The sequence below is a fragment of the Luteibacter sp. dw_328 genome (genome assembly GCF_018449605.1).
GTDB lineage: Bacteria > Pseudomonadota > Gammaproteobacteria > Xanthomonadales > Rhodanobacteraceae > Luteibacter.
In genome coordinates, this window is record NZ_JAAVUW010000008.1 from 1 (window position 1) to 24,145 (window position 24,145).

Here is a 24,145-nt window from a genome sequence, read left to right on the forward strand (position 1 = left end):
GTGAGAGACCTTGGTGTCCACCCTCGAGGCGAGTTCCGCACAAGTGGAGCGGCCGTAGGCCAGTAGGTACACGGGCCGCGTGAGCGGCCTTCCTTTTCGAACGCGGAGGACGTGTCTGAGCCGCGAGGGTGGGCACCAAGGTCTCCCCGCGAGACGCCCAAGTGTAGAGAGCGATGGCGGAGCCGAGCCACCCGCGAAGCCGAAGGCGAGCCAGGCGCGAGGTGCGAGGCCCGGCCCGAAAGCCGAACGCCCGGGTCCCGGTAATCCGCGATGAACCTAAAAAAACCCGCCTTTCGGCGGGTTTCTTGTTATCAGCTCAGCTGACCGTGGCAGTGCTTGTACTTCTTGCCCGAACCACAAGGACAAGGATCGTTACGGCCGACTTTCGGGCCGTCGTTGAGTACAGGTGCGATCACCGGTTCGGCCGCCGCGGTGTCACCACCGATACCCATCGGCTGGGCATCGGCGTGCTGGAACTGCAGGCGCTGCCCTTCGGCGGCACGCTGCTGCTCGGCTTCCATCGCGGTGACTTCGTCTTCGCTGCGGATGCGGATGCGCGCGAGCATCTGGACCACTTCACTCTTGATGCGATCGAGCATTTCGGAGAACAGTTCGAACGACTCGCGCTTGAACTCCTGCTTCGGCTGTTTCTGCGCATATCCGCGCAGGTAAATGCCCTGGCGCAGGTAGTCCATGCTCGCCAGATGCTCCTTCCAGGCGTTATCGACGACCGAGAGCATCACGTGCTTCTCGAGCGAGCGCATGGTTTCGGCACCGACCTGGACTTCCTTCTCCGAGAACAGCGCATCCACCGCAGCACGCACGTGCTCGAGGATGGCTTCCGCGTCGACGTCCTTCTGGCCTTCGACCCAGTGCGGCAGGTCGATGCGAAGGTTGAGCTCGCTGGCCAGCTCGCGGTCGAGGCCGGCGATATCCCACTGGTCGTCGATGCTGTCGGCGGGCACGTACTTGCGCACGAGCGCCACCACGACATCCTGGCGGATGTCGACGATCATGTCGGAGATGTCGTCGATTTCGAGGAGTTCGTCGCGCTGCGCGTAGATCACCTTGCGCTGGTCGTTGGCGACATCGTCGAATTCGAGGAGGTTCTTGCGGATGTCGAAGTTGTGCTGCTCGACCTTGCGCTGCACCTTTTCGATCTGGCGCGTGATCAGGCGATCCTCGAGGGCCTCGTCTTCCTTCATGCCGAACATCTGCATCCAGCGGCCGATACGCTCGCCGCCGAAGATGCGCATCAGGTTGTCCTGCAGCGACAGGTAGAAACGCGAGGAACCCGGATCACCCTGGCGACCCGAACGACCACGCAGCTGGTTGTCGATACGACGCGACTCGTGACGCTCCGTGCCGACGATATGCAGACCGCCTGAAGCAAGCACCTGATCATGGCGCTTCTTCCACTCTTCGCGTGTCTTCTGGCGATCGGCGTCGGTTGCCGTTTCGGGCAACGTGGCCAGCAGGGCGTCGAGGCTGCCACCGAGCACGATGTCCGTACCGCGACCGGCCATGTTGGTGGCAATGGTGACCGAGCCTGGCGCACCCGCCTGGGCCACGATGTGCGCTTCGCGCTCATGCTGCTTGGCGTTGAGCACTTCGTGCGGAATCTTTTCTTTCTTCAGCAGACCCGACACGAGTTCGGACACGTCGATGGACGCGGTGCCGACCAGCACCGGCTGACCGCGCCCGAAGCAGGCCTTGATGTCGTCGATGACTGCCTTGTACTTGGCATCCGGACCGAGGAACACGGAGTCCGGGTTGTCCACGCGAATCATCGGCTGGTGCGTCGGGATCACCACCACTTCCAGGCCGTAGACGGTCTGGAACTCGTAGGCTTCCGTGTCGGCCGTACCGGTCATGCCGGCCAGCTTCTTGTACATGCGGAACAGGTTCTGGAACGTGACCGTCGCCAGTGTCTGGTTCTCGCGTTGGATGGGCACGCCTTCCTTCGCCTCGACCGCCTGGTGCAGGCCATCGGACCAGCGACGGCCTGCCAGCGTACGGCCGGTAAACTCGTCGACGATGATGACTTCGCCATCGCGGACGATGTAGTCGACGTCGCGCTGGTAGATCGCGTTTGCACGCAATGCCGCGTTCATGTGGTGAACGACAGCCAGGTTCTTCGAATCGTAGAGACCGCTGTCCGGCTCGATGACACCGGCTTCGCGCAGCAACTGCTCGGCGTGCTCCATGCCCTCTTCGGACATGTGTACCTGCTTGCCCTTTTCGTCGACGAAGTAGTCGCCACCGGCGTCTTCCTTCTCCTGGCGAGAAAGACCCGGAACGATCTTGTTCACGGCGATGTAGAGCTGCGGGGAGTCTTCGGCGGGACCGGAGATGATCAGCGGCGTACGCGCTTCGTCGATCAGGATCGAATCGACCTCGTCGACGATGGCGTAGTGCAGGCCGCGCTGATTGCGCTGTTCCTTGCTGAGCGCCATGTTGTCGCGAAGGTAGTCGAAGCCGAACTCGTTATTCGTACCGTAAGTAATGTCTGCCTGGTACGCGCTGCGCTTGTCGGCGTGGTCCATGCCCGGGTAAACGACACCGACCGTAAGGCCGAGGAAGTTGTACAGGCGGCCCATCTGCGCGGAGTCGCGTCGTGCCAGGTAGTCGTTCACGGTAACGACGTGGACGCCTTTACCTTCGAGGGCGTTGAGATAAACCGGCAACGTGCCGACCAGCGTCTTGCCCTCACCCGTGCGCATTTCGGCGATACGCCCACCGTGCAGCACCATGCCGCCAATGAGCTGCACGTCGTAGTGGCGCATGCCAAGCGTGCGCTTTGCCGCCTCACGGGTGACCGCGAAAGCTTCGGGTAGCAGGGCGTCGAGGGTCTCGCCGGCAGCGAGACGCTGACGGAAATCGTCGGTCTTGCTCCGCAGCGCGTCGTCGGAAAGCTTTTCGAATTCCGGCTCGAGGGCGTTGATGCGCTTGACCGTCTTGGAGAGGTCACGCAGCACCCGCTCGTTACGGCTGCCGAAAATACTCGTCAGTGCACGATTGAACATCGATCATCCGGATCTGAAACGAAAAGGGCTGCCGGAAGGCGCTAAGCCGACCGGCACGAAGGGACGATCATACTACGGGCGTCCCCGGCTTTCCTCGGGGTGGCGACTGGCGTGCCCGGATTCAAGCCCGGTCAGCGATGACTCTTCACGAAGGCGAGCGGATTGACGACCCGATCGTGGTACCAGACCTCGAAATGGACGTGCGAACCGGTCGAACGGCCGGTGGACCCGGCTTTGGCGATCACGTCGCCTACCCGGACACGTTGGCCCGGATGCACGACCAGCGCGCTGTTATGGGCGTATCGGGTCATGTAACCGTTGCCATGGTCGATTTCGATGACGTCGCCATAGCCATTGCGCTGACCCGCGAAAGTGACCATGCCCTCAGCCACGGCCGTCACCGGCGTACCCGTCGGCGCGGCGATGTCGATACCCGTGTGGCGCGCGCTGTGGCCGCTGAACGGATCGGGGCGGCCACCGAAATAGGAAGAGATGTAGCCATTGACCGGCATGCCGGTCGGTCGAAGGCTGGATTCGATGCTGCGGTCCATCAGCAGGTCGCGCAGGGCTTCGAGCTGGGCCTGCTGGGCGTCGAACTGGCCGGAGAGGTGGTCGATGCTCTTTCCGAGCGTTTCGGGAAGCGCATAGGCGCTGGTATCGGGGCCATTGCTGACCTCGAGGCCGCCCTGGCCGGGCTCCTCGTCGAAGTTGAACTCGCCGTCATCCAGCTTGCCGGCCTGGGTCAGGCGCTCGCCGAGCGCGTTGAGGCGCACCGACTGGGCCTGGAGCTGGCCCAGCTTGACCGCCAGGGCGTCGAGATCGCGCTGGGCGTCGCGCTTGATCGCGGCCACCTGGGCGCTCTGGTCGCCGACCTGCGCTTGCAGGCCATCGAGATGACCCAGCGCGCGATCTTTCGGACTGGCGACCACCAGAGCCACCGCGGCGCCGACCCCGGCAATGCCGATAAAGCCGGCCAGGGCCATCGCCGTCACCTTGCAGCGCATGCGCCGGCAGGTGAGATCCAGCGTTTTCGGCCCTTTCTGGCCACGAGACACGAGTATGATCTGCATACGTTCCACATCGAATAGTTGAAGCCGGTCCATGCCACCGCCGTACCAACCGACCCGACGATCCACCCATGGACTGAAGTCCATCTCGGAATTCGGGCCTGTCGCGTCGCTGGCCAAACGAGCCCGCGAACTCGACACGTTGGACCGCCAGCTGCGCGCGACGCTGCCTCAACCGCTGCGCGACAACGTCCGCTTCGCGGACCTGCGCGACGGTCGGCTCGTCTTCCTTGCGCCCTCCTCGGCCTGGGCCTCGCGGGTACGCCTTTACCAGACGCAGATCCTCGAGGCCGCCCGCGCCATCGGCGCGAAAGCCAGTTCGGTTGCCGTGAAAGTGGCCCCCCTACCGGTCGAGGAAGTCATTCCCGACCGACATAAACCGCTTTCCGCGTCAGCCGCCCGCCATCTGCGAGCCGCTGCAGCGTCACTCTCCGACCCCACGTTGCGGGATCTGTTCCTGAAACTGGCCTCCGAGGCCGAAAATTCAGATTAATTCTATACTTACGAGCCAAAAGCTCGATCCGTAAGCAGCACCGGATCGGACGGAGCGGCAAACTTTATAGCACGCATGTTCCCTATGAACACCTAAAATGGACGTAAAGTTCACAGGGGCGTGACGGCTGTCACGCGGGTATGGGGGCTTGGGAGCGCTTCTTGGCGGGCTCGCCTTCGGCCTCGCCGTTGCGCTCGCTCTGCGTCGCAAGAGCCGGCGGGTATCACCCTCGGGGCCACGCTGCGGCGACCCACCGGAGGTTTTCGACGCGACTCCTGTCGCGCGAAAACGGTCGGCCATCCATGGCCGACCCCCTGCGGGCTTTTTCCGGTGGGACGCCTCGCCTGCGCTACCGGCCCCGAGGGTGATACCCGCCGGCTCTTCCGAGCGGTGAGGTTCGTGGGGTCGAGCAACCGCTTGCGGCCTGATGGGCGATGTTTCGATGAAGCGCAACGCAGCTCGTGTGTAGGAGCCGATTCATCAGCGAACCCTCGACGGTGCTATCGCGAACGAGGCCGTGCGTTGAATCGCGCTGGCGTCTAACCGCTCGCCCCATCACTACAAGGCCTCCTTCGCCCGTGCGAGAACCTGAGGATTCGCCGATGAATCGGCTCCTACAGACCAGCAGCCTGCCGCGTCGTGGGGGAGAGCCGGCGGGTGCCACCCTCGGGGCTGGTAGCGGAGGCGAGGGCTTCGGCTGGATAAGGCCCGCAGGGGGCCGGCCAGGACGGCCGGCCGTTTTCGCGCGACAGGAGTCGCGTCGAAAACCCCCAGCCGAAGCCCGGCCCGGCCCGAAGGGCAATAAGTAAACGGCCGCTCTTGCGGCCCTCCTTAGCGGGACGCCGCAGCGTGGCCCCGAGGGTGGCACCCGCCGGCTCTCGCGACGCAACGCGAGCGCTTAACGCAATGCCAAAGGCGAGCCCGCACGCGCGAAGACCCAAAAAAAAACCGCCTCGAGGGCGGCTTTCTTCGTGTGGCGAGTGCCCCGAAGGGCCGTGCCTCAGATCGCGTGGGCGGGCTGGGCGTAGGAGATCGGCGCCTTGGCCGGGTCCTTGAAGCTGACTTCTTCCCAGGCGGTGACATCGGCCATCAGGCTGCGAAGGAGCTTGTTGTTGAGCTCATGACCGGACTTGTGCGCGGAGTACGCGCCAATGAGGCTGTGGCCCAGCATGTAGATGTCGCCGATGGCGTCGAGGATCTTGTGCTTGACGAACTCGTTGTCGTAACGGAGGCCGTCTTCGTTGAGCACGCGGTAGTCGTCCAGCACGACAGCGTTGTCCATGGAGCCGCCGAGCGTGAGATTGCGCTCACGGAGCATCTCGATGTCACGCATGAAGCCAAACGTGCGGGCACGGCTGACTTCCTTGACGAAGGACGTGGTCGAGAAATCCATCTCGGCCTGGGAATTGCGCTTGTTGAACAGCGGGTGGTCGAACTCGACCGAGAAACCCACCTTGAAGCCGTCGAATGGCTCGAGCTTGGCCCACTTGTCACCGTCCTGGACGATGACCGGCTTGCGAATACGAATGAAGCGCTTGGCGGCTTCCTGCTCCTCGATACCCGCGGACTGGATGAGGAACACGAACGGACCGGCGCTGCCGTCCATGATCGGCACTTCGGGAGCGGAAAGGTCGACATAGGCATTGTCGATACCGAGCCCGGCCATGGCCGAGAGCAGATGCTCGACAGTGGACACGCGAACGCCATCCTTGATCAGCGTGGTCGAAAGACGCGTATCGCCGACGTTCTCGGGACGCGAATGCAGTTCGACGGGCGGATTCAGGTCGGTGCGACGAAACACGATGCCGGTGTTCGGCGCCGCGGGACGAAGCGTCATATACACCTTGTCGCCGGTATGAAGACCGACGCCAGTGGCGCGAATGATGTTCTTGAGCGTGCGCTGCTTAATCATATTGGGTCAAACCTTAGCCGGCAGCAGCCTTAAGTGGCGAATAGGCTAACACAGTCTTAACCTCGGGCTAGATGAACTGAACGGGCCAGTCTTGCACCGCTTCACTCTTCCTTCAGCATCGGACGCAAGTCATTCTCATTTGGCTTGCGACTGAAACCACGGTCATTCAAGTACTTGAAAAACCTGGCCGGTTTCTCCCGTCGACAGGGCAACGCTCCGCCGCCCGGACGGGATCGGCGGCGGAGCGTCGGGCTACCCGGCATCGTGCCGGGCCAGCCTCACGTTTTCCTTAACGTGCCATCAGGTACGTGTCGAGACAGTCAATCTGCCTGGCGGCGCAGGAACGCCGGGATGTCCAGGTAGTCGATCGTCGGCTCGGCACCCTTGGACGGCGCCGGCTCCGAACGCGTCGACGAGACGACGTCGGGCTGCGCGTAGTCGACCACCTCGTTGCCCGTACCCGTGCGCAGCACGACCGGACGAGGACGCTGGCGCATTTCCACCTGCTGCTGAACCGGCTGGCGAATCGGCTGCTTCGACGCCACGCCCGCACGATTCAGGCCCGTGGCGACGACGGTCACGCGGACATCGTCCTGCATGTCCGGGTCGAGCGAGGTGCCGATGACCACGGTCGCGTCTTCCGAGGCGAAATCGTGGATCACCCGGCCGATCTCGTCGAACTCGCGCATGGTCAGGTTCGGACCGGCGGTGACATTGACCAGGATGCCGCAAGCGCCGGCGAGGTTCACGTCCTCGAGCAGCGGGTTGTTGATGGCGGCCTCGGCGGCAGCCTGCGCGCGGTCGTCGCCGCGAGCCGTGCCAGAGCCCATCATCGCCATGCCCATCTCGCTCATCACGGTACGGACGTCGGCAAAGTCGACGTTGATCAGGCCAGGAGCCGTGATCAGATCGGCGATGCCCTGCACGGCACCCTGAAGCACGTCGTTGGCGGCCTTGAAGGCGTTGAGCAGGGTGACTTCGCGACCGAGCACCGAAAGGAGCTTTTCATTCGGCACGGTGATCAGCGAATCGACGTGCTGCGACAGGTCTTCGATGCCCTTGAGGGCGACCTGCATGCGGCGACGGCCTTCGAACGGGAACGGCTTGGTGACGACCGCGACCGTAAGGATGCCCTTTTCCTTCGCCAGCTGGGCGACGACCGGGGCCGCGCCCGTACCGGTACCGCCACCCATGCCCGCGGTGATGAAGACCATGTCGGCGCCTTCGAGCATTTCCTCGATGCGCTCACGGTCTTCCAGCGCGGCCTGGCGGCCGACTTCCGGATTGGCACCCGCGCCCAGGCCCTTGGTGACATTGCCACCGAGCTGGAGGTGCGTACGCGAGTTGCAGCTCTTCATGGCCTGCGCGTCGGTATTGGCGACGACGAACTCGACGCCTTCGATATTGGAGTTGACCATGTGCGCCACGGCGTTACCGCCACCGCCGCCCACGCCGATGACCTTGATGACCGCGTTCGGTGCCAGCTTTTCGATGAGTTCAAACATTTCCCGTCCTCCGCAGAACTTTTAGTTTTTATGGTTTATGTCCCACGTCCGACTCCTGTCGGCCATGGGTTGCGGGCCATCCTCTTGCCCCGGCGCCCCCCTTCCATCGGGCACCGACAATCCGGTTTCTACTTAGAAATTCTTGGTGAACCAGCTTCGGAACTTCTCGACCACACTGCCGACGTTGCCGACGGCGGAACTCGTGTTACGCGATGCGCCACTGGACCGCGAACCGTGCAGAAGCAGGCCCACGCCGGTCGAATGCAGCTCGCTGGATACGACATCGCCCAGACCCGACACGTGCTGGGGCACGCCGATGCGGACCATCTTGTGAAAAATTTCTTCGGCCAGCTCGAGCGCGCCTTCCATGCGCGACGCACCGCCGGTGAGCACGATGCCGGCAGCGACGAGGCTCTCGTAACCCGAGCGGCGCAGTTCGTCCTGCACCATCTCGAAGATTTCCTCGTAGCGCGCCTGCACCGACTGCGCGAGCGCCTGGCGCGCGAGACGACGCGGCGGGCGATCGCCGACGCTCGGCACCTGGATCGTTTCTTCCGCGTGCGCGAGCTGGGCGAGCGCACACGCGTACTTGATCTTGATCTCTTCGGCGTGAGCGGTCGGTGTGTGCACGCCGTAGGCGATGTCGTTTGTCACCTGGTCGCCACCGACCGGCAGCGACTTGGTGTGGCGGATCGCACCCTGCGTATAGATGGCGATATCGGTGGTGCCGGCGCCGATGTCGACGAGGCAGACGCCGAGCTCGAGCTCGTCTTCGGTCAGCACGGCCTTCGCGCTGGCGACCGCCGCCGGAACCAGCTCGTCGACCGAGAGGCCACAACGCTGGATGCACTTGGAGATGTTCTGCACCGCGCTGGCCGCACCAGTGACCAGATGCACGCTGGCTTCCAGGCGCACGCCACTCATGCCGACCGGGTGGCGGATGCCATCCTGGCCGTCGATGCGGTATTCCTGCGATTCCTTGTAAAGCACCTTGCGGTCGGCCGGGATCGCCACTGCGCTGGCGGCTTCGAGCACCTGCTCCAGATCGGCGGCCGTCACTTCACGGTCGCGGATGGCTGCGGTGCCGTGCGAGTTGCGCGTTTCCAGGTGGCTGCCCGAGATGGACGCGTAGACCGAGCGAATGTCACAGCCGGCCATCAGCTCGGCCTCTTCGACCGCGCGCTGGATGGAGTGCACCGTCGATTCGATGTCGACCACCGAGCCGCGCTTCATGCCGCGCGACACATGGGTGCCGATGCCGATGATCTCGATCGGTTCACCCGGCTCGTATTCGCCGACGATCGCGACGACCTTCGACGTTCCGATGTCGAGGCCGACGACGAGCTGTTTGTCGTTCTTGTTTCTCATGGTTTAGCTCAGCTTCCGACCTTGGGTGCGGCCGTGGTTTCCGATTCCGGCCACCGGATGGCGAATCCGTTGGTGTAACGAAGGTCGGCATAGGCGAAACCGCCACGCCGACCGGCGACAAGTTGTGGGTAGACATCGAGGAAGCGGGCGAGGCGACGGTCGGCCTGGTCACGGTCGCCGATGACGATCTCAGCGCCGCTTTCCGTCGTGACGCTCCAGCTACCGCGCTCGCTCAGGCTCACGCCGACAATGGCGAGCTGCGCCCTGCCCTCGAAAGCCTTTTGGGCCTGCGCGTAAAAACTCACCACTTCGGCGAGGCGGGAATCCGGGCCGCGCAGGCGCGGCAGGTCGCCCATCTGGTCGGCGCCCGGAGCATCGAAGACGAGGCCCTGGCGGCTGATCAGGCGATCCTCGTTCCAGCGCGCGAACGGCTGACGTTCGTAGATGCGCACCAGCAGGGTATCGGGCCAACGCTTGCGCACCTCCACCGATTCCACCCACGGCAGCGTACCGATCGCGTGGCGCACGTCTTCCAGATCCGTTGCGAAGAAGCCCTTGCCCAGCCGAGGCAGCACGGCGCTGCGGATCTGTTCGGCACTGACATGCGCGAACTCCGCCTCGACCTTGATGTTCGTCACCGGCCAGCGACCGGCGGCGAACCAGCCCTGCATCACGCCGACCACGGGCAATACCACCAACGTAATGGCGATACCCCAGGCGACGATTCGCGTGGCGGCGGCTCCCTTCATGCCTTCGCACCCTCCCGTTCCATGGAGGTTTCGAGGACGCGCCAGCAGAGGGCCGGATAATCCAGGCCCGCCACGGCGGCGGCTTTCGGGACGAGCGAATGCGAGGTCATGCCCGGCGCGGTATTCACTTCGAGCAGCCAGTTCTTGCCATGGCGGTCGCGCATCACGTCGACGCGACCCCAGCCGAAGCAGTCGAGCGCATCGAATGCGGTCAGCGCGAGGGCGCGCATCCCGTCTTCGGCAGTCGCGGTGAGGCCGGGCACGATGTACTGCGTGTCTTCGGCGACATACTTGGCGTTGTAGTCGTAGTACTCACCCTTCGGCACGATCTTGATCGTCGGCAGGACTTCACGGCCGAGGATGCCGACGGTGAATTCGCCACCCTCGCTGCCGTCGCCTTCGATCAGCGTCTCCATCAGCATGTCGCCGGGATACTTACGCGCCAGTTCCACGGCGGCGTCGAGGCCGGCTTCGTCGAACACGCGCGTCACGCCGACGCTGGAACCTTCCCATGCGGGTTTTACGATAAGCGGGAAGCCCACCTCACGTGCCGCGGCATGCACGTCGGCGCCACGAGGCAGTGCACGGAACTTTGGCGTCGGCAGACCGAGCGCGATCCACACCTGTTTGGCGCGGACCTTGTCGAGCGACAGCGCGGACCCGAGCACACCGGAACCGGTATAGGGAACACCGAGCGACTGCAGCGCGCCCTGGAGCTCGCCGTTCTCGCCGCCAGCGCCGTGAAGAATATTGAACACGCGCGCGAAGTGGCCGGCGCGTACCGCGTCGAGCAGGGCCGGAATACCGTCGATGGCATGGGCGTCCACGCCACGGGAGCGCAGCGCTTCCAGCACGCCTCGACCGGAATCGAGCGAGACGTCGCGTTCAGCCGAATTGCCGCCCATCACCACGGCGACGCGGCCAAAGTCGGCGGCATCGGTAATCAGGCGGGGGAAACGTGTGTCATCCATTACTTGTTCGTCCTCAGGTGGCCGGCATTACCCAGCTCGACGGCTGCCGCGCCGATGTCGCCAGCGCCGAGCAGCATGATCAGGTCGTTGTCGCGCACCAGCGCGGACAACGTGTCGCGCAGATCGCGCGGATGGTCGACCAGCACCGGGTCGGTCTTGCCGCGCGCGCGGATGGCACGGGCCAGGGCTTTACCATCGGCTCCGGCGATCGGGGACTCACCGGCCGGGTAGACCTCGGTGAGCACGAGCACGTCCACTTCAGCCAGCACGTTGGCGAAGTCGTCGAGCAGGTCGCGTGTGCGGCTATAGCGATGCGGCTGGAACGCAACCACGAGGCGACGGTCCGGCCAGCCACCACGAGCGGCGGCGAACACGGCCGCTAGCTCGCGCGGGTGATGGCCGTAATCATCGACCAGGAGGGCCTTGCCACTGTCGAGCTCGACTTCGCCGCGACGATGGAAGCGACGGCCGACACCCTCGAAACGGGCGAGCGCGCGGGCAATGGCTTCGGCTTCGACGCCGAGCTGCCAACCCACTGCCGCCGCGGCGAGTGCGTTCTGCACGTTATGCCGGCCCGGCAGGTTGAGCGTGACCGGCAGTGTGCCGGCCATACCCGGCAGGTGCAGGTCGAAATGCATCTCGAAACCGACCTGGCGCACGTTGGTCGCCGTGACGTCGGCACCCGGCTTGTCGATCGCATAGGTCAGCATGCGACGCGAGGTGTCCTGCGCGAGCAGGGCCGTTTCCTCGTCGTCGATGCACAGCACGGCCATGCCGTAGAACGGCAGGCGATGCAGGAAGTCGCGGAAGGCTTTCTTCACCTGGGCGAAATCGCCGTTGTAGTTCTCGAGGTGATCGGCGTCGATATTGGTCACGACGGCCATGACCGGCGAGAGCATCAGGAACGAGCCATCCGATTCGTCGGCCTCAGCGACCAGGTACTGGCCGGTGCCCAGACGCGCATTGGCGCCGGCGGCATTGAGCTGACCACCGATGACGAAGGTCGGATCGTAATCCGCTTCGGCAAGCACGCTGGCAACCAGGCTGGTGGTGGTCGTCTTGCCGTGCGTTCCGGCGATGGCGATGCCCCGACGGAAGCGCATGAGTTCACCGAGCATTTCCGCACGCGGCACCATGGGCACGCGCGCGGCCTGCGCAGCGACGATCTCGGGGTTGTCCTGACGGATCGCACTCGAGGTGACAATCACATCGGCACCATCGATGTTCGCGGCGCTATGACCGATGTGGACTTCCACACCGAGCTTGGCCAGGCGTTCGGTCGTGGGCGACGGCGCACGGTCGGAACCGGACACGCTGTAGCCGAGGTTCTTCAGCACTTCGGCAATGCCGCTCATGCCGACGCCGCCCACACCGATGAAGTGGACACGGCGGAACGAAGTCATGAAATCATCGTGAGCGCGCAAACGACCGGGCGTCATGCGGAAACCTCCATGCAGTGACGTGCAATCGTTGCTGCGGCGTCGGGCTTGGCCAGCGTACGGGACGCATTGGCCGCGGAAAGGATGTGTTGGCGGTCGCCGAGCATGGTGGCGAGCAGCGTGGCGATCACCTCGTCACCTTCGGGCGAAGCAGCGAGGGAGTCCGGGAGCAGCAACGCACCGCCGGCGTCGACCATCGCACGGGCGTTGACCGTCTGGTGATCGTCAACCGCGTGCGGGAACGGTACCAGCAGGGCTTCGAGGCCGGCGCCGCAGAGTTCGGCCACCGTCAGCGCGCCAGCGCGGCACACGGCGAGATCGGCCCACTCGTAAGCGCCAGCCATGTCTTCGATGAACGGCACGATGTTGGCGTTGGTGATGCCTGCGGATGCATAAGCGCCGCGGGCTTCCTCGAGGCCGCGTTCACCGGTCTGGTGCACGACCTCGGGCTCGCAGGCGGCAAATTCGGGCTTGGTGCGCATGAAGGCCAGCGCCTTGGGCACCGCGAGGTTCAACGTCCGCGCGCCGAGGCTGCCACCCAGCACCAGCAGGCGCGGACGACCATTGCGATCAGCCATGCGCTGGTCGGGAGCCGGCAGGGCGGCGATTCGGGCGCGCACCGGGTTACCTACCCACTCGCCGTTCGGCAACACGTTGGGGAAACCCGTGAGTACCTTCTTCGCGAACGCGGCGAGCTTGCGGTTCGTATAACCGGCGACCGCGTTCTGCTCGTGCACGACCAGCGGGATGCCGAGCAGGCGCGCGGCGATACCTGCCGGTCCGGCAACATAGCCGCCCATGGAGAGCACGCAGCGCGGACGCAACCGGCGCAGCACTTTCAGCGAGGCGAACAGCGCGCGCGCGAGCATCAGCGGTGCCATCAGGCGAGTCGCCACGCCCTTGCCGCGCAAGCCGCCCACCGCGACCGTATGCAGGTCGAGACCATGTGCGGGCACGACGCGCGTTTCCATGCCGCCCTCGGCGCCCAGCCACGCCACCGCCACGCCGCGCGAACGCAGCTCGTCGGCCACGGCGAGCCCCGGGAAAATGTGACCGCCGGTACCGCCGGCCATGATCAGCACGGGGGCGCTCATGCCATGCCTCCGAGCGGCGCGTTGGCGTCCGGCACCGCGTTGGCAGGCAGGCGCACGGCCGTCTGGCGCGCGTCTTCGGCCCGATTGATCTCGAACGTGGCGCGCAGCAGCACACCGACCATGGCGCAGGTCATCAGCACGGACGAACCGCCCGAGCTGATCAGCGGCAGGGTGAGGCCCTTGGTCGGCAGCACGCCCAGGTTCACGCCGATCGAGACCATGGCCTGGAAACCCATCATCAGTGAGATGCCATAGGCGACGTAGCCGGAGAAACGGTGGCCAAGCTCGACGCCCTTCAGGCCCAGGTACAGACCGCGGCCAACCAGCACGACGTAGAGGAAGATGACCAGGACGATGCCGGCGAGACCGAGTTCTTCGGCGAGCACGGCAAGGATGAAGTCGGTATGTGCCTCGGGCAGGTAGAACAGTTTTTGCACGCTCGAACCCAGCCCCACACCCGTCCACTCGCCACGACCCACGGCGATCAGGGCCTGGGTCAGCTGGAAGCCGTCGTTGAACGGATCCTTCCAGGGATCGAGGAACGAGGTCAGGCGCTTGATGCGGTAGTCCTCGGCGGTCGCTGCGTAGATCAGCGCGGGGACCAGGGGCGTCGCCAGCAAGAGCAGGTTGCGCATGCGCGCGCCGGCCAGCCAGACCATACCGACCGTGGTGGCGACGACCAGCGCGGCCGAACCGAAGTCGGGCTGGGCGAGCAGCAGGAGCACGATGAGACCCGCCACGGCGACCGGCTTGACCACGCCGAACAGTTCGTACTCCACACCTTCGCGATGGCGCACGAGATAGCTCGCAAGGTACGCGACGAGGATGAGTTTGACCGCCTCGACCGGCTGGAAGCTTGTCACCAGCAGGTTCACCCAGCGACGCGCGCCGTTGATACGCATGCCGAACACGGGCAGGAACACCATCAACAACATGATGATGCCCAGCAGCAGGAGCAGGAAGCTGTGCTTCTCGAGCGTCTTCAATTCGGTACGCATCGCGGCGGCGGCGAAGCAGCCACCGAGGAACAGGAACACGAGATGGCGCTTGAGGTAGTAAAACGCACCCTGGTGGGAACCGTCGGCAACGGCGATCGAGGCTGAGGTGACCATGATCACACCCAGCGCGGCGAGCGCGAGCGCAGCCAGGAGCAACGGGAGGTCGAAACTCCCCCGTGGGCCCTGTCGGCGTTGCGCCTGTTTTGTGCCGAAGCCAAACATGATTCTTAGCGCACCTTCAACGTAGCAAGACCGATAAGCACCAGCACGACGCTGATGATCCAGAAGCGAACGATGACGCGGGGTTCCGGCCATCCCTTCAGTTCGAAGTGATGGTGGATCGGCGCCATGCGAAAAATGCGTTTGCCGCGCAGCTTGAAGCTGGCGACCTGCAACATCACCGAGGCGGTTTCCATCACGAACACGCCGCCCATCACCAGCAACACGATTTCCTGGCGAACGATCAGCGCAACGCAACCGAGCGCGGCGCCGATGGCCAGGGCACCCACGTCACCCATGAAGACCTGGGCCGGATACGTGTTGAACCACAGGAAGCCCAGGCCTGCGCCGGAGAGCGCGCTGCAGAAGATCGCCAGTTCGCCGGCACCGGGAATGGCCGGGATGCCGAGGTACTCGGAGAACAGCTTGTTACCGGCAAGGTAAGCGAAGATGCCCAGTGCGCCGGACACCAGCACGCTCGGCATGATCGCCAGGCCGTCGAGACCGTCGGTCAGGTTCACCGCGTTGGAAAAGCCGACAATGATGAAGTAGCCGATCACCACGAAGAACAGGCCCAGCGGTACCGCCACCTGCTTGAACAGCGGCACGTACAGCGCGATTTCAGCCGGCGCCTGGTGCGTGTGGTAGAGGAACACGGCCGCGGCCAGGCCGAAGACCGACTGCCAGAAGTACTTCCAGCGGCTGGCCAGGCCACGACTGTCCTTGAGCACCAGCTTGCGGTAGTCGTCGTAAAAACCGATGACACCGAACGCGAGCGTGACCAGCAGGACCACCCAGATGTAACGGTTGCCGAGGTCGGCCCACAGCAGCGTGGCGATGCCGATGGAGAACAGGATCAGCGTGCCGCCCATGGTGGGCGTACCGGCCTTGGAAAGATGGGTCTGCGGACCGTCGCTGCGCACCACCTGCCCTGCTTTCAGCGCGGCCAGCTTGCGAATCAGGGCCGGGCCGAGCAGGAGCGACACGGCCAGCGCAGTGAGCGCCGCCATGATCGCGCGGAAGGTGATGTATTGGAAAAGATGCAACGACGTGAAGTGCCGAGCCATCCATTCCGCCAGTTCAAGCAGCATCGGATGCTCCTTCAGCGTGTTTCTTCATTGCCGCCACGATCCGGTCCATGCCGGACGAACGTGACCCCTTCACGAGGCAGGTCACGCCCTCATGGATCTGCGTGCAGGCCGCTTCGATCAGCGCTTCCTGCGTAGCGAAATGCTGCGCGCCCGGGCCGAAGGCCTCGACCGCGGCCGCGGACTTGGGCCCGGTGGCGAGCAGGCGCTCGATGCCGCGTTCATGCGCGAGCTTGCCGATACCGGCGTGCAGCTTGATCGTGTCCGCGCCGAGCTCGGCCATGTCGCCAAGGATCAGCCAGCGTTCGCCGCGTGCCAGCGCCAAGGTGTCGATCGCGGCGGCAGCGGAGCCCGGGTTGGCGTTGTAGCTGTCGTCAATCAGGGTCCAGTTGCCTGGCATCGCTTCCAGGTTCAGGCGACCGGCAACCTGCGGCACCTGCTCCAGGCCCTCGACGATGAGGTCGACCGGCACGTCCAGCGCCGTCGCAATGGCGGCAGCGGCGAGCGCGTTGGCGACATTGTGACGGCCAGCCATCGGCAGGTGTACGTCGCCGTCGCCGTGCGGCGTGGACAGGACGAAGTGCGTGCCGTCGATGCGCTCCTCGACGATGTCCGCACCGATGTCCGCGCGATGCTCGAGGCCGTAACGCAGGATCCGGCGTGTGCCGGCGAGGTTGGCGAAGAAGCCGGCAAAACGCGTGTCGTCGGCATTGATCACCGCGACGCCATCGACGGGCAGCGACTGGTAGAGCGCGCCCTTGGTTTCGGCGACGCCTTCGATCGTGCCCATGCGCTCAAGATGCGCGGGGGCGATGGAATTGACGAGGCCGATATCGGGCCGCGCGATGGCAGCGAGATAATCGATGTCACCCGGCTTGCCTGCGCCCATCTCGAGGACGAGGTACTGCGTGTCCTGCGGCATCGCCAACAAGGTCAGCGGCATGCCGATCTCGTTATTGAAGTTGCCTGCGTTCACATGGGTACGTCCATGGCGCGAAAGGATGGACGCGGTCAGCGTCTTCACCGTGGTCTTGCCGTTGGAACCGGTAATGCCGACGACGCGCACGCTGGTCTGGGCACGCACGGCACTGGCGAGATCGCCCAGGGCGATCTGGGTGTCGTCGACGATCACCTGGGGAATCGCCACGTTCACCGGCCGCGTGACAAGGGCGGCGACAGCGCCGCGCTCGGCCGCCGCGGCAACGAAGTCATGCGCGTCGACGCGCTCGCCCGGCAGGGCGACGAAGATGTCACCCGGCTTGAGCGTGCGCGTATCGATGGAAAAGCCGGTGACCTCGACGTCGGCGCCTTGCAGGCGGCCGCGAGTCCAGAGGGCAACGGCGGACAGGCGCATCATGCGCGGACTCCCTTTGTGCTTTTGGCCATCGCCTCTCGGGCGACGGCGAGGTCGTCGAAGGGCAACTTGCCCTGCGGACCTTCTTGATAGGTTTCGTGACCCTTGCCGGCGATGAGCACGACGTCGTCGGCTTTCGCGTCGGCCAGGGCCAAAGCGATGGCCTGCGCGCGGTCGCGCTCGACCAGTACGGTGTCAGGGTGTGCGAAGCCGCCCATGACCTGCGCAACGATGGTGTCGCCGTCTTCGGTGCGCGGGTTGTCGTCTGTGACGATGACGACGTCGGCCAGGCGCTCGGCGATCGCGGCCATGATCGGGCGCTTGCCCTGGTCACGGTCGCCACCGGCACCGAACACGCAGATGAGTTTGCCCTTGGTATGCGAACGCAGCGCCAACAGCGCCTGCTTCAGTGCATCGGGCGTGTGCGAGTAATCGACCACGACCAGGGGTTTGCGACCGTCGCCACCGAGGCGGCTCATGCGGCCATTGACCGGCTCGAGGGCTTCCAGCGCGGTGTGGATGCGATCGAACGGCTCGCCCAGCGCGCCGAGCACAGCGGCGACGGCAAGCAGGTTGGCGACATTGAAGCGGCCGAGCAGCGCGCTGCGCACGGTGCGCATGCCCCACGGCGTATTGAGGTTGAACGAGAGGCCCTTGGCCGACGTCACGATGATGTCGGCGCGGACCTCGGCATCTTTCTCGGTGCTCTCGCCCGCCATCGTGGTGCGCAGTTTCGCCAAACCTTCGCCGAGCCCCTTGGCCAGCTTCGCGCCGAACGGATCGTCGATGTTGATCACCGCGGCGCGCAGGCCTTCGAAGGCGAACAGCTTCGCCTTGGCCGCACCGTACGCTTCCATGGTGCCGTGATAGTCAAGATGATCGCGGGTGAGGTTGGTGAACACAGCGATGTCGAACGCCAACGCGTTCACCCGGCCCTGCTCGAGAGCGTGCGACGACACTTCCATCGCCACGTGCGACGCACCGGCATCGCGGAAGCCCGCAAGAAGGGCCTGCATGCTGATGGCATCCGGCGTGGTGCGCTCGCCTTCGACGACCGCACCATGCATGCCGGCACCCAGCGTCCCCACCGTGGCCGGCTTGCGGCCAAGGAAGGCCAACGCCTGCGCGATCAGCTGCACCGTGGAGGTTTTGCCATTGGTGCCGGTGACGCCGATCAGATCGACCGCCTGCGACGGCTCGCCGAAGAAACGAGCGGCGATGGCGCCGGCCTTTTCGCGCAACTTTTCCACCGCGATGACCGGCACGCCGGCATCGACCTTGGCGAACGGCGGTTCGGCGAGGATCACGCTGGCACCCTGCTCCACGGCCTTCGCCGCGAAATCGATGCCATGGCCTTTGCCGCCGCGCAGTGCGATGAAGGCATTACCGTCGACGATCTCGCGGGAATCCAGCGAGAGGCCCGAAACGACGATGTCGCCGGCACCGGAGGCGTCGGCGAAACCAAGGAGCAGCTCGGCGAGAGGCATGGTCATGGGACCACCTCTTCCGCCGCGCTGTCGTCCGCCGCCGGCGGTGGTGCATTCGAGGAGCCGATAAGACCGCCCACACTCGGACCGCCGACGTACCAGCGGCCGACGTTGTCGGGAGGAATGTCGAGCAGGCGCACGGCGCCCTGCATCACCTGCGCGAAGGCCGGACCGGCCACCGAGCCGCCGTAATAGTGACCGCCCTGCGGATCGTTGATAACGACGACCGTGACGATGCGCGGCGCACTGGCCGGGATCATGCCGACGAAGAGCGAGATGTAATTCTTCGCGTAGTAGCCGCCCACGGAGAACTTATGCGAGGTACCCGTCTTGCCGGCCACACTGTAATTGGCCACCGACGCGAACCCGAAACCGGTGCCGCCCGGCTGAAGGACGGTCTCGAGCATCCGCACGATCTCATGCGCCACTTCCGGAGTGATGACCTGACTCGGCGGATTATCGGCGCCCTTGATGAAACTCGGTGATCGAAGCGCGCCGCCATTGGCGATCGCGGTGTAGCCGGTGGCCAGCTGCAACGGCGTGACGCTCAGGTTGTAGCCGTACGCCATGCGCGACTTTTCGATCGGCTTCCAGGTACGGCTCACCGGCAGGTAACCGGCCGCTTCGCCAGGGAAGCCACTGCCGGTGCTGTTGCCGATGCCGAACGACTTCCACATGTTGTAGAGGAAGTCGGTATCGAGCGTCATGGCGATCTTGGCCGCGCCGACGTTGGACGACTTCGTGATCACGCCGGTCGGGGTGAGCGTGCCCCAGTTATGCGTGTCACGAACCGGGTGCCCACCCATCATCCAGGTGCCCGGCGAGGTCTCGATCAGCGGCGACGTGGGCGTGTACTTGCCGCTGGTCAGCGCCGCGGCCATGGTGAAGGCCTTCATGGTCGAACCCGGCTCGACGACGTCCGTCAGCGCGCGGTTGCGGCGATCGTTCGGCGTGCTGCCACGCACGGCGTTCGGGTTGAACGTCGGCAGGTTGGCCATGCCGAGGACTTCGCCCGTGTGCACGTCCATCACGACGATGGAGCCGGAATCGGCCTTGTTCTTTTCCAGAGCGTCTTTAAGGGCGCTATAGGCGAGGTACTGGATGCGACGGTCGATCGACAGCGTCAGGTCGCGGCCCGGCTGCGGCTCACGCACCAGTTCCACGTCTTCGACGACATGTCCCATACGGTCGCGGATGACGCGCTTCGCGCCTGGCTTGCCGGACAACCAATCGTCGAAGGCCAACTCGAGGCCTTCCTGGCCGTGGTCGTCGATATTGGTGAAACCGAGAATATGGCTGTTCACCGCGCCCGACGGGTAGTAGCGGCGGTACTCGCGCTGGGAGGCAATGCCCGGGATCTTCAGGTCGACGATCGCCTGCGCATCCTCGGGACGCAACTGGCGGGCGATGTACATGAATTCCTTGTCGGCGCGCGCGGCGATCTTCTGCTTGAGGTCGTCCGCGTCGACGTGAAGCGCCTTGGCCAGCTCGGGAATACGGTCTTCGTTTTCGAGCACTTCAGGCGGATTGGCCCAGATCGAGGCGACCGGCGTCGACACGGCCAGGGGCTCGCCATTGCGATCGAAGATGGTGCCACGCGAGACGGCGATGGGCATTTCACGCAGGAAGCGGGCGTCGCCCTGGTCCTGGTAGAACTGCTTGCGCACCACCTGCAGGTCGAACGCGCGGACGACGAGGCCGGTCGCGCAGACGCACAGCAGCGCGACGACGACGGTCATCCGCTTGCGCGGGCTCGGACCCTGGCCGCGACGGCGGCTGGGTACGACCGGCTTGCCGTAACGCGCCTTCATCGGCGCACCAACTGGATGTCCTGCGGCTTCGGCGTGATCATGCCGAGCTTGGCGCGGGCTTCTGCGTCGATACGGGCAGGCTCGGCGTAGGTGGCCTGCTCCAGCTCGAGCCGGCCGTATTCGACACCGAGGTCGTCTTTCTGGCTCTGCATGCGCGAGAGCTCGACGAAGAGCACGCGGCTCTCGTGGCGCGTCCAGACCACACCGATCGCGCTGGCGAGGACCGCCAGCAGCAGGATCGAGAGGCAGATCGCGCCGAACACCTTCATGCGAGTTTCTCCGCGATGCGCAGCACGGCGGAACGCGAACGCGGGTTCGCGGCCACTTCGGCGTCGGAGGGGAAAATCGCCTTACCCACGGGCTTGAGGCGGGTCTGCGCCGCCTCGGGCGGCGGTCCGCGGCGATTGCCCTGCACGCGGCCCTCGTGCGAGCGGATGAACTGCTTCACCGTGCGGTCTTCCAGCGAGTGGAAGCTGATCACGGCGAGACGGCCGCCCACCTTGAGCAGGTCGAGGGCGGCGGCGAGGCCTTGCTCGACGGATTCGAGCTCGGCATTGACGCGAATACGCAACGCCTGGAAGGTGCGCGTGGCGGGGTTCTTGCCGGGCTCGCGGCGGCCGACGCAGCCGGCGACGAGATCGGCCAGCTCGGCGGTGCGGGTAATCGGCGCGGTGGCGCGACGCTCGACGATGACCTTGGCGATGCGACGGCTGAAGCGCTCTTCGCCGAAGCGCCAGAGCACGTCGGCGATGTCGAACTCGCTGGCTTCGGCCAGGAAGTCGGCGGCGCTGATGCCGCGCGACGTGTCCATGCGCATGTCGAGCGGCGCATCGGCCATGAAGCTGAAGCCGCGACTGCGATCGTCGAGTTGGGGCGAGGACACGCCGAGGTCGAGCAAGATGCCGTCGAGGCCGCCTTCGAGCGCCGCCCAGTCACCCATGGTGGCGAAGTTTTCGTGGCGCAGGGCGACACGCGGATCGGTGGCGAGGCCGGCTTCGGCCACGGCGATCGCCGTGGGGTCGCGGTCCATCAGGAACAGGCGGCCATCGGCGGACAGGCGCGAAAGGATCGCCCGGGCATGACCGCCACGGCCGAAGGTCCCATCCAGATAGCGCCCGTTCTCGCGCAAGGCGAGGCCCTCCACCGCTTCGTCGAGCATCACAGGGATGTGAACATCGCGCCCCGCCATCACCACATCCCGCTCCCGTTCCACCAAGACCTCGAATTAGTTCGTCACAACCGCAGTTCCGCCATGTCGTCGCTGATCTCGTCCTCGCCGATCGTTTGTCGGATCTTGGCGAGGTGGGCCTGTTCGCTCCAAAGCTCGAACTTGTTACCCATGCCGAGAAGGACGGCCTTTTTTTCTATGCCCGCCGCCGAGCGTTGACTCGATGGAAGGAGGATGCGGGCCGCTCCGTCTGGCTCGACGATGGCCGCGGCACCCACCAGCTTCATCTGCAAAGCCCGATGGACGGCCTTGACGCTGGGCAGCGCGTTGACCTGGTCGCGAACCTGTTCCCATTCCGCGTACGGAAAGATCCAGAGACAGCCCGTGTCGAAGGGGTTGTAGGTGACGACCAGACGATTCGCGCAGGCGCCGGCAACCAGATCCCGATACGACGTCGGAATCGTCAGACGACCTTTGTCGTCGACCGTAATGGCTGTCTCACCTTGAAACATCTTCGTTGGCCGCCCCACCAAATCCCACGATTTCACACTGGGGCCCACGATAGTCTCGGGTACTGAGACTGTCAAGGAAATTTTTCTTGTGAATCAAGGAGAAAGCTCACGTTCATCACCAATTCCAGCCGTTTCTTAGGAAGGGGCGGAAGGTGGTTGAATCGTTGAGGTTTTTTGCGAATCGCCTCGGTGTTTCAAGGGCCCTGCAAATGTGAAATCGAATGTGTGACTGAACTCACGTTCATGCGACTCATGCAGCTTGTGTAGGAGCCGATTCATCGGCGATCCCCTAACCGTGTCGCAACACCCATCGCCGATGAATCGGCTCCCACAGGGGCAAGGGGCCAATCAGCAAAAAACAAAGCGGCGCCGTCGTAAGACGGCGCCGCGATGCCTTGAAGAAAAGGAGTCGGCCTGTAAGCCGGGTTCTGTTCGTCTTGCGACGTGACAGTCATTCTTCTCGACCTGGCGTCACCACCAGGCTCTAGCAACCTACCCGGGAACGACGCGGGCCGCGTCATAGTTCCCTTATTTGGTCTTGCTCCGGGTGGGGTTTACCGTGCCATGCGACGTTAGCCCCGCATGCGGTGCGCTCTTACCGCACCCTTTCACCCTTACCTGATCCCCTTGCGGGGCCATCGGCGGTCTGCTCTCTGTTGCACTGGCCGTCAGCTCACGCTGCCCAGGCGTTACCTGGCACCCTGCCCTACGGAGCCCGGACTTTCCTCGATACGCCCGAAGGCGTGACGCGACTGTCCGGCCGACTCCATCTAGAATTATACGGCAAAAATCGCCCCCTCCCCCCCTGTAGGAGCCGATTCATCGGCGATGCTCCTCCTTCGATGGGAAATGGGGCTAGCAACCTGGGAGGAGCGCTGCTGCGCAGCGGGTTTATTCGCCATTCGCCGATGAATCGGCTCCTACATGTACTTATTGCCGATGCATCGGCTCCTACAATGCGCGGCTACCCCCACCGGATTTCCCGATGCCCCTCTCCCGCCCCGGCATGCTTCACGTGGTCGCTACGCCGATCGGTCATCGCGACGACATCAGCGCACGCGCCATCGAGACACTGCGCCGGGTCAAGGTGATCGCCGCCGAGGACACCCGGCACACGCGCCCCCTGCTGCAACACCTCGGTATCGACACGCCGCTGGTCGCCCTGCATGACCATAACGAGCGCACGGCAGTGGACGGCCTCATCGAGCGCATGCGCGGCGGTGACGACGTGGCCCTGGTGTCGGACGCCGGTACCCCCCTGATCAGCGACCCGGGTTTCCGGCTCGTTCGCGCCGCTCGCGCGGCGGGACTACGGGTGAGTCCGGTCCCGGGCGCTAGCGCGGTCGTCGCTGCCTTGTCTGTCGCCGGCCTGCCCAGCGACCGCTTCATCTTCGAGGGCTTCCTTTCGGCCAAGGCCGGCGCACGGCGCGCCCGCCTGAATGAACTGGCCGGCGAATCGCGCACGCTCATCTTCTATGAATCGTCCCATCGCATCGTCGAGTCCCTCGAAGACATGTCCGCCGCCTTCGGCGCCGATCGTGAGGCGGTGATCGCCCGCGAACTCACCAAGATGTTCGAGACCGTCCTCGACGGGGGCCTGGCCAGCCTGGTCGAACGTGTCACGGCCGATCCCAACCAGCAGAAGGGCGAGTTCGTCGTGATGGTGGCCGGGCGCGAGGAGGGCGAGGACGAACGACTGGCCGAAGGCCTGCGCGTGTTCGCCATCCTCAAGGAGGAACTGCCCCCGGCCAAGGCGGCGAAGATGGCCGCCGCGATCACCGGTGCACCGCGCAAGGCGCTCTACGGCAGTTGATCGCCACATGAATCGCGGAGGGCGCCTCACATCGGCCTCGCGAAGCGATGGGCTATGATCCTGACGTTTCG

19 protein-coding genes and 1 other RNA gene are annotated in these 24,145 nt (G+C 64.8%); 2 read left to right on the top strand and 18 right to left on the bottom strand.

Going from position 1 to position 24,145, the window contains the following annotated elements:
• Positions 1–311: 311 nt before the first annotated feature.
• Entirely contained in the window at positions 312–3,026 is a 2,715-nt protein-coding gene (secA, locus tag HB634_RS18390; protein WP_213949655.1) for a preprotein translocase subunit SecA, read from the bottom strand.
• 131 nt (positions 3,027–3,157) lie between these two features.
• On the bottom strand, positions 3,158–4,096 hold the full coding sequence (locus HB634_RS18395) for a M23 family metallopeptidase (protein WP_213949656.1): 939 nt from the start codon (positions 4,094–4,096) through the stop codon (positions 3,158–3,160).
• A gap of 31 nt (positions 4,097–4,127) precedes the next feature.
• On the opposite strand from HB634_RS18395, the gene HB634_RS18400 reads away from it, so the two are divergent.
• Positions 4,128–4,586 carry a DUF721 domain-containing protein gene (locus HB634_RS18400; RefSeq protein WP_063574324.1) on the top strand — a complete coding sequence of 153 codons (459 nt, stop codon included), beginning with the start codon at positions 4,128–4,130 and terminating at the stop codon, positions 4,584–4,586.
• A gap of 1,000 nt (positions 4,587–5,586) precedes the next feature.
• On the opposite strand, the gene lpxC is transcribed toward HB634_RS18400, so the two are convergent.
• The 16 genes from lpxC to rnpB form a co-directional block, all read right to left on the bottom strand.
• Entirely contained in the window at positions 5,587–6,498 is a 912-nt protein-coding gene (gene lpxC / locus HB634_RS18405) for a UDP-3-O-acyl-N-acetylglucosamine deacetylase (protein WP_063574109.1), read from the bottom strand.
• Positions 6,499–6,818: 320 nt separating this feature from the next.
• A complete protein-coding gene (ftsZ, locus tag HB634_RS18410) occupies positions 6,819–8,003 on the bottom strand; it encodes a cell division protein FtsZ (RefSeq protein WP_213949657.1) in 1,185 nt (394 codons plus the stop codon).
• 132 nt (positions 8,004–8,135) lie between these two features.
• Entirely contained in the window at positions 8,136–9,371 is a 1,236-nt protein-coding gene (gene ftsA / locus HB634_RS18415; RefSeq protein ID WP_063571605.1) for a cell division protein FtsA, read from the bottom strand.
• 8 nt (positions 9,372–9,379) lie between these two features.
• Positions 9,380–10,120, bottom strand: a complete 741-nt coding sequence (locus HB634_RS18420) for a cell division protein FtsQ/DivIB (RefSeq protein ID WP_213949658.1) — start codon at positions 10,118–10,120, stop codon at positions 9,380–9,382.
• Positions 10,117–11,091, bottom strand: a complete 975-nt coding sequence (locus HB634_RS18425) for a D-alanine--D-alanine ligase (RefSeq protein WP_213949659.1) — start codon at positions 11,089–11,091, stop codon at positions 10,117–10,119. The genes HB634_RS18420 and HB634_RS18425 overlap by 4 nt, the downstream gene beginning before the upstream one ends.
• Positions 11,091–12,530, bottom strand: a complete 1,440-nt coding sequence (murC, locus tag HB634_RS18430; protein ID WP_213949660.1) for a UDP-N-acetylmuramate--L-alanine ligase — start codon at positions 12,528–12,530, stop codon at positions 11,091–11,093. The genes HB634_RS18425 and murC overlap by 1 nt, the downstream gene beginning before the upstream one ends.
• Positions 12,527–13,624 carry an undecaprenyldiphospho-muramoylpentapeptide beta-N-acetylglucosaminyltransferase gene (gene murG, locus HB634_RS18435; RefSeq protein ID WP_213949661.1) on the bottom strand — a complete coding sequence of 366 codons (1,098 nt, stop codon included), beginning with the start codon at positions 13,622–13,624 and terminating at the stop codon, positions 12,527–12,529. The genes murC and murG overlap by 4 nt, the downstream gene beginning before the upstream one ends.
• Entirely contained in the window at positions 13,621–14,844 is a 1,224-nt protein-coding gene (gene ftsW / locus HB634_RS18440; protein ID WP_213949662.1) for a putative lipid II flippase FtsW, read from the bottom strand. Before ftsW ends, murG begins: the two co-directional genes overlap by 4 nt.
• A 5-nt stretch (positions 14,845–14,849) precedes the next feature.
• Positions 14,850–15,932 carry a phospho-N-acetylmuramoyl-pentapeptide-transferase gene (mraY, locus tag HB634_RS18445; protein WP_063571599.1) on the bottom strand — a complete coding sequence of 361 codons (1,083 nt, stop codon included), beginning with the start codon at positions 15,930–15,932 and terminating at the stop codon, positions 14,850–14,852.
• Positions 15,922–17,286 carry a UDP-N-acetylmuramoyl-tripeptide--D-alanyl-D-alanine ligase gene (murF, locus tag HB634_RS18450; RefSeq protein WP_213949663.1) on the bottom strand — a complete coding sequence of 455 codons (1,365 nt, stop codon included), beginning with the start codon at positions 17,284–17,286 and terminating at the stop codon, positions 15,922–15,924. The genes mraY and murF overlap by 11 nt, the downstream gene beginning before the upstream one ends.
• Positions 17,283–18,776, bottom strand: a complete 1,494-nt coding sequence (locus HB634_RS18455) for a UDP-N-acetylmuramoyl-L-alanyl-D-glutamate--2,6-diaminopimelate ligase (RefSeq protein WP_213949664.1) — start codon at positions 18,774–18,776, stop codon at positions 17,283–17,285. The genes murF and HB634_RS18455 overlap by 4 nt, the downstream gene beginning before the upstream one ends.
• A complete protein-coding gene (locus tag HB634_RS18460) occupies positions 18,773–20,581 on the bottom strand; it encodes a penicillin-binding protein 2 (RefSeq protein ID WP_063572841.1) in 1,809 nt (602 codons plus the stop codon). Before HB634_RS18460 ends, HB634_RS18455 begins: the two co-directional genes overlap by 4 nt.
• Positions 20,578–20,850, bottom strand: a complete 273-nt coding sequence (gene ftsL, locus HB634_RS18465; RefSeq protein ID WP_063572840.1) for a cell division protein FtsL — start codon at positions 20,848–20,850, stop codon at positions 20,578–20,580. Before ftsL ends, HB634_RS18460 begins: the two co-directional genes overlap by 4 nt.
• Positions 20,847–21,770, bottom strand: a complete 924-nt coding sequence (gene rsmH, locus HB634_RS18470) for a 16S rRNA (cytosine(1402)-N(4))-methyltransferase RsmH (protein ID WP_213949665.1) — start codon at positions 21,768–21,770, stop codon at positions 20,847–20,849. Before rsmH ends, ftsL begins: the two co-directional genes overlap by 4 nt.
• Positions 21,771–21,814: 44 nt before the next feature.
• Positions 21,815–22,261, bottom strand: a complete 447-nt coding sequence (gene mraZ, locus HB634_RS18475) for a division/cell wall cluster transcriptional repressor MraZ (protein WP_213949842.1) — start codon at positions 22,259–22,261, stop codon at positions 21,815–21,817.
• 401 nt (positions 22,262–22,662) lie between these two features.
• Positions 22,663–23,029: RNase P RNA component class A (gene rnpB / locus HB634_RS18480), an RNA gene on the bottom strand.
• Positions 23,030–23,246: 217 nt separating this feature from the next.
• On the opposite strand from rnpB, the gene rsmI reads away from it, so the two are divergent.
• The gene (rsmI, locus tag HB634_RS18485; RefSeq protein ID WP_213949666.1) at positions 23,247–24,074 is read left to right on the top strand and encodes a 16S rRNA (cytidine(1402)-2'-O)-methyltransferase; all 828 of its coding nucleotides are present in this window, start codon (positions 23,247–23,249) and stop codon (positions 24,072–24,074) included.
• The last annotated feature ends 71 nt before the right edge of the window (positions 24,075–24,145 follow it).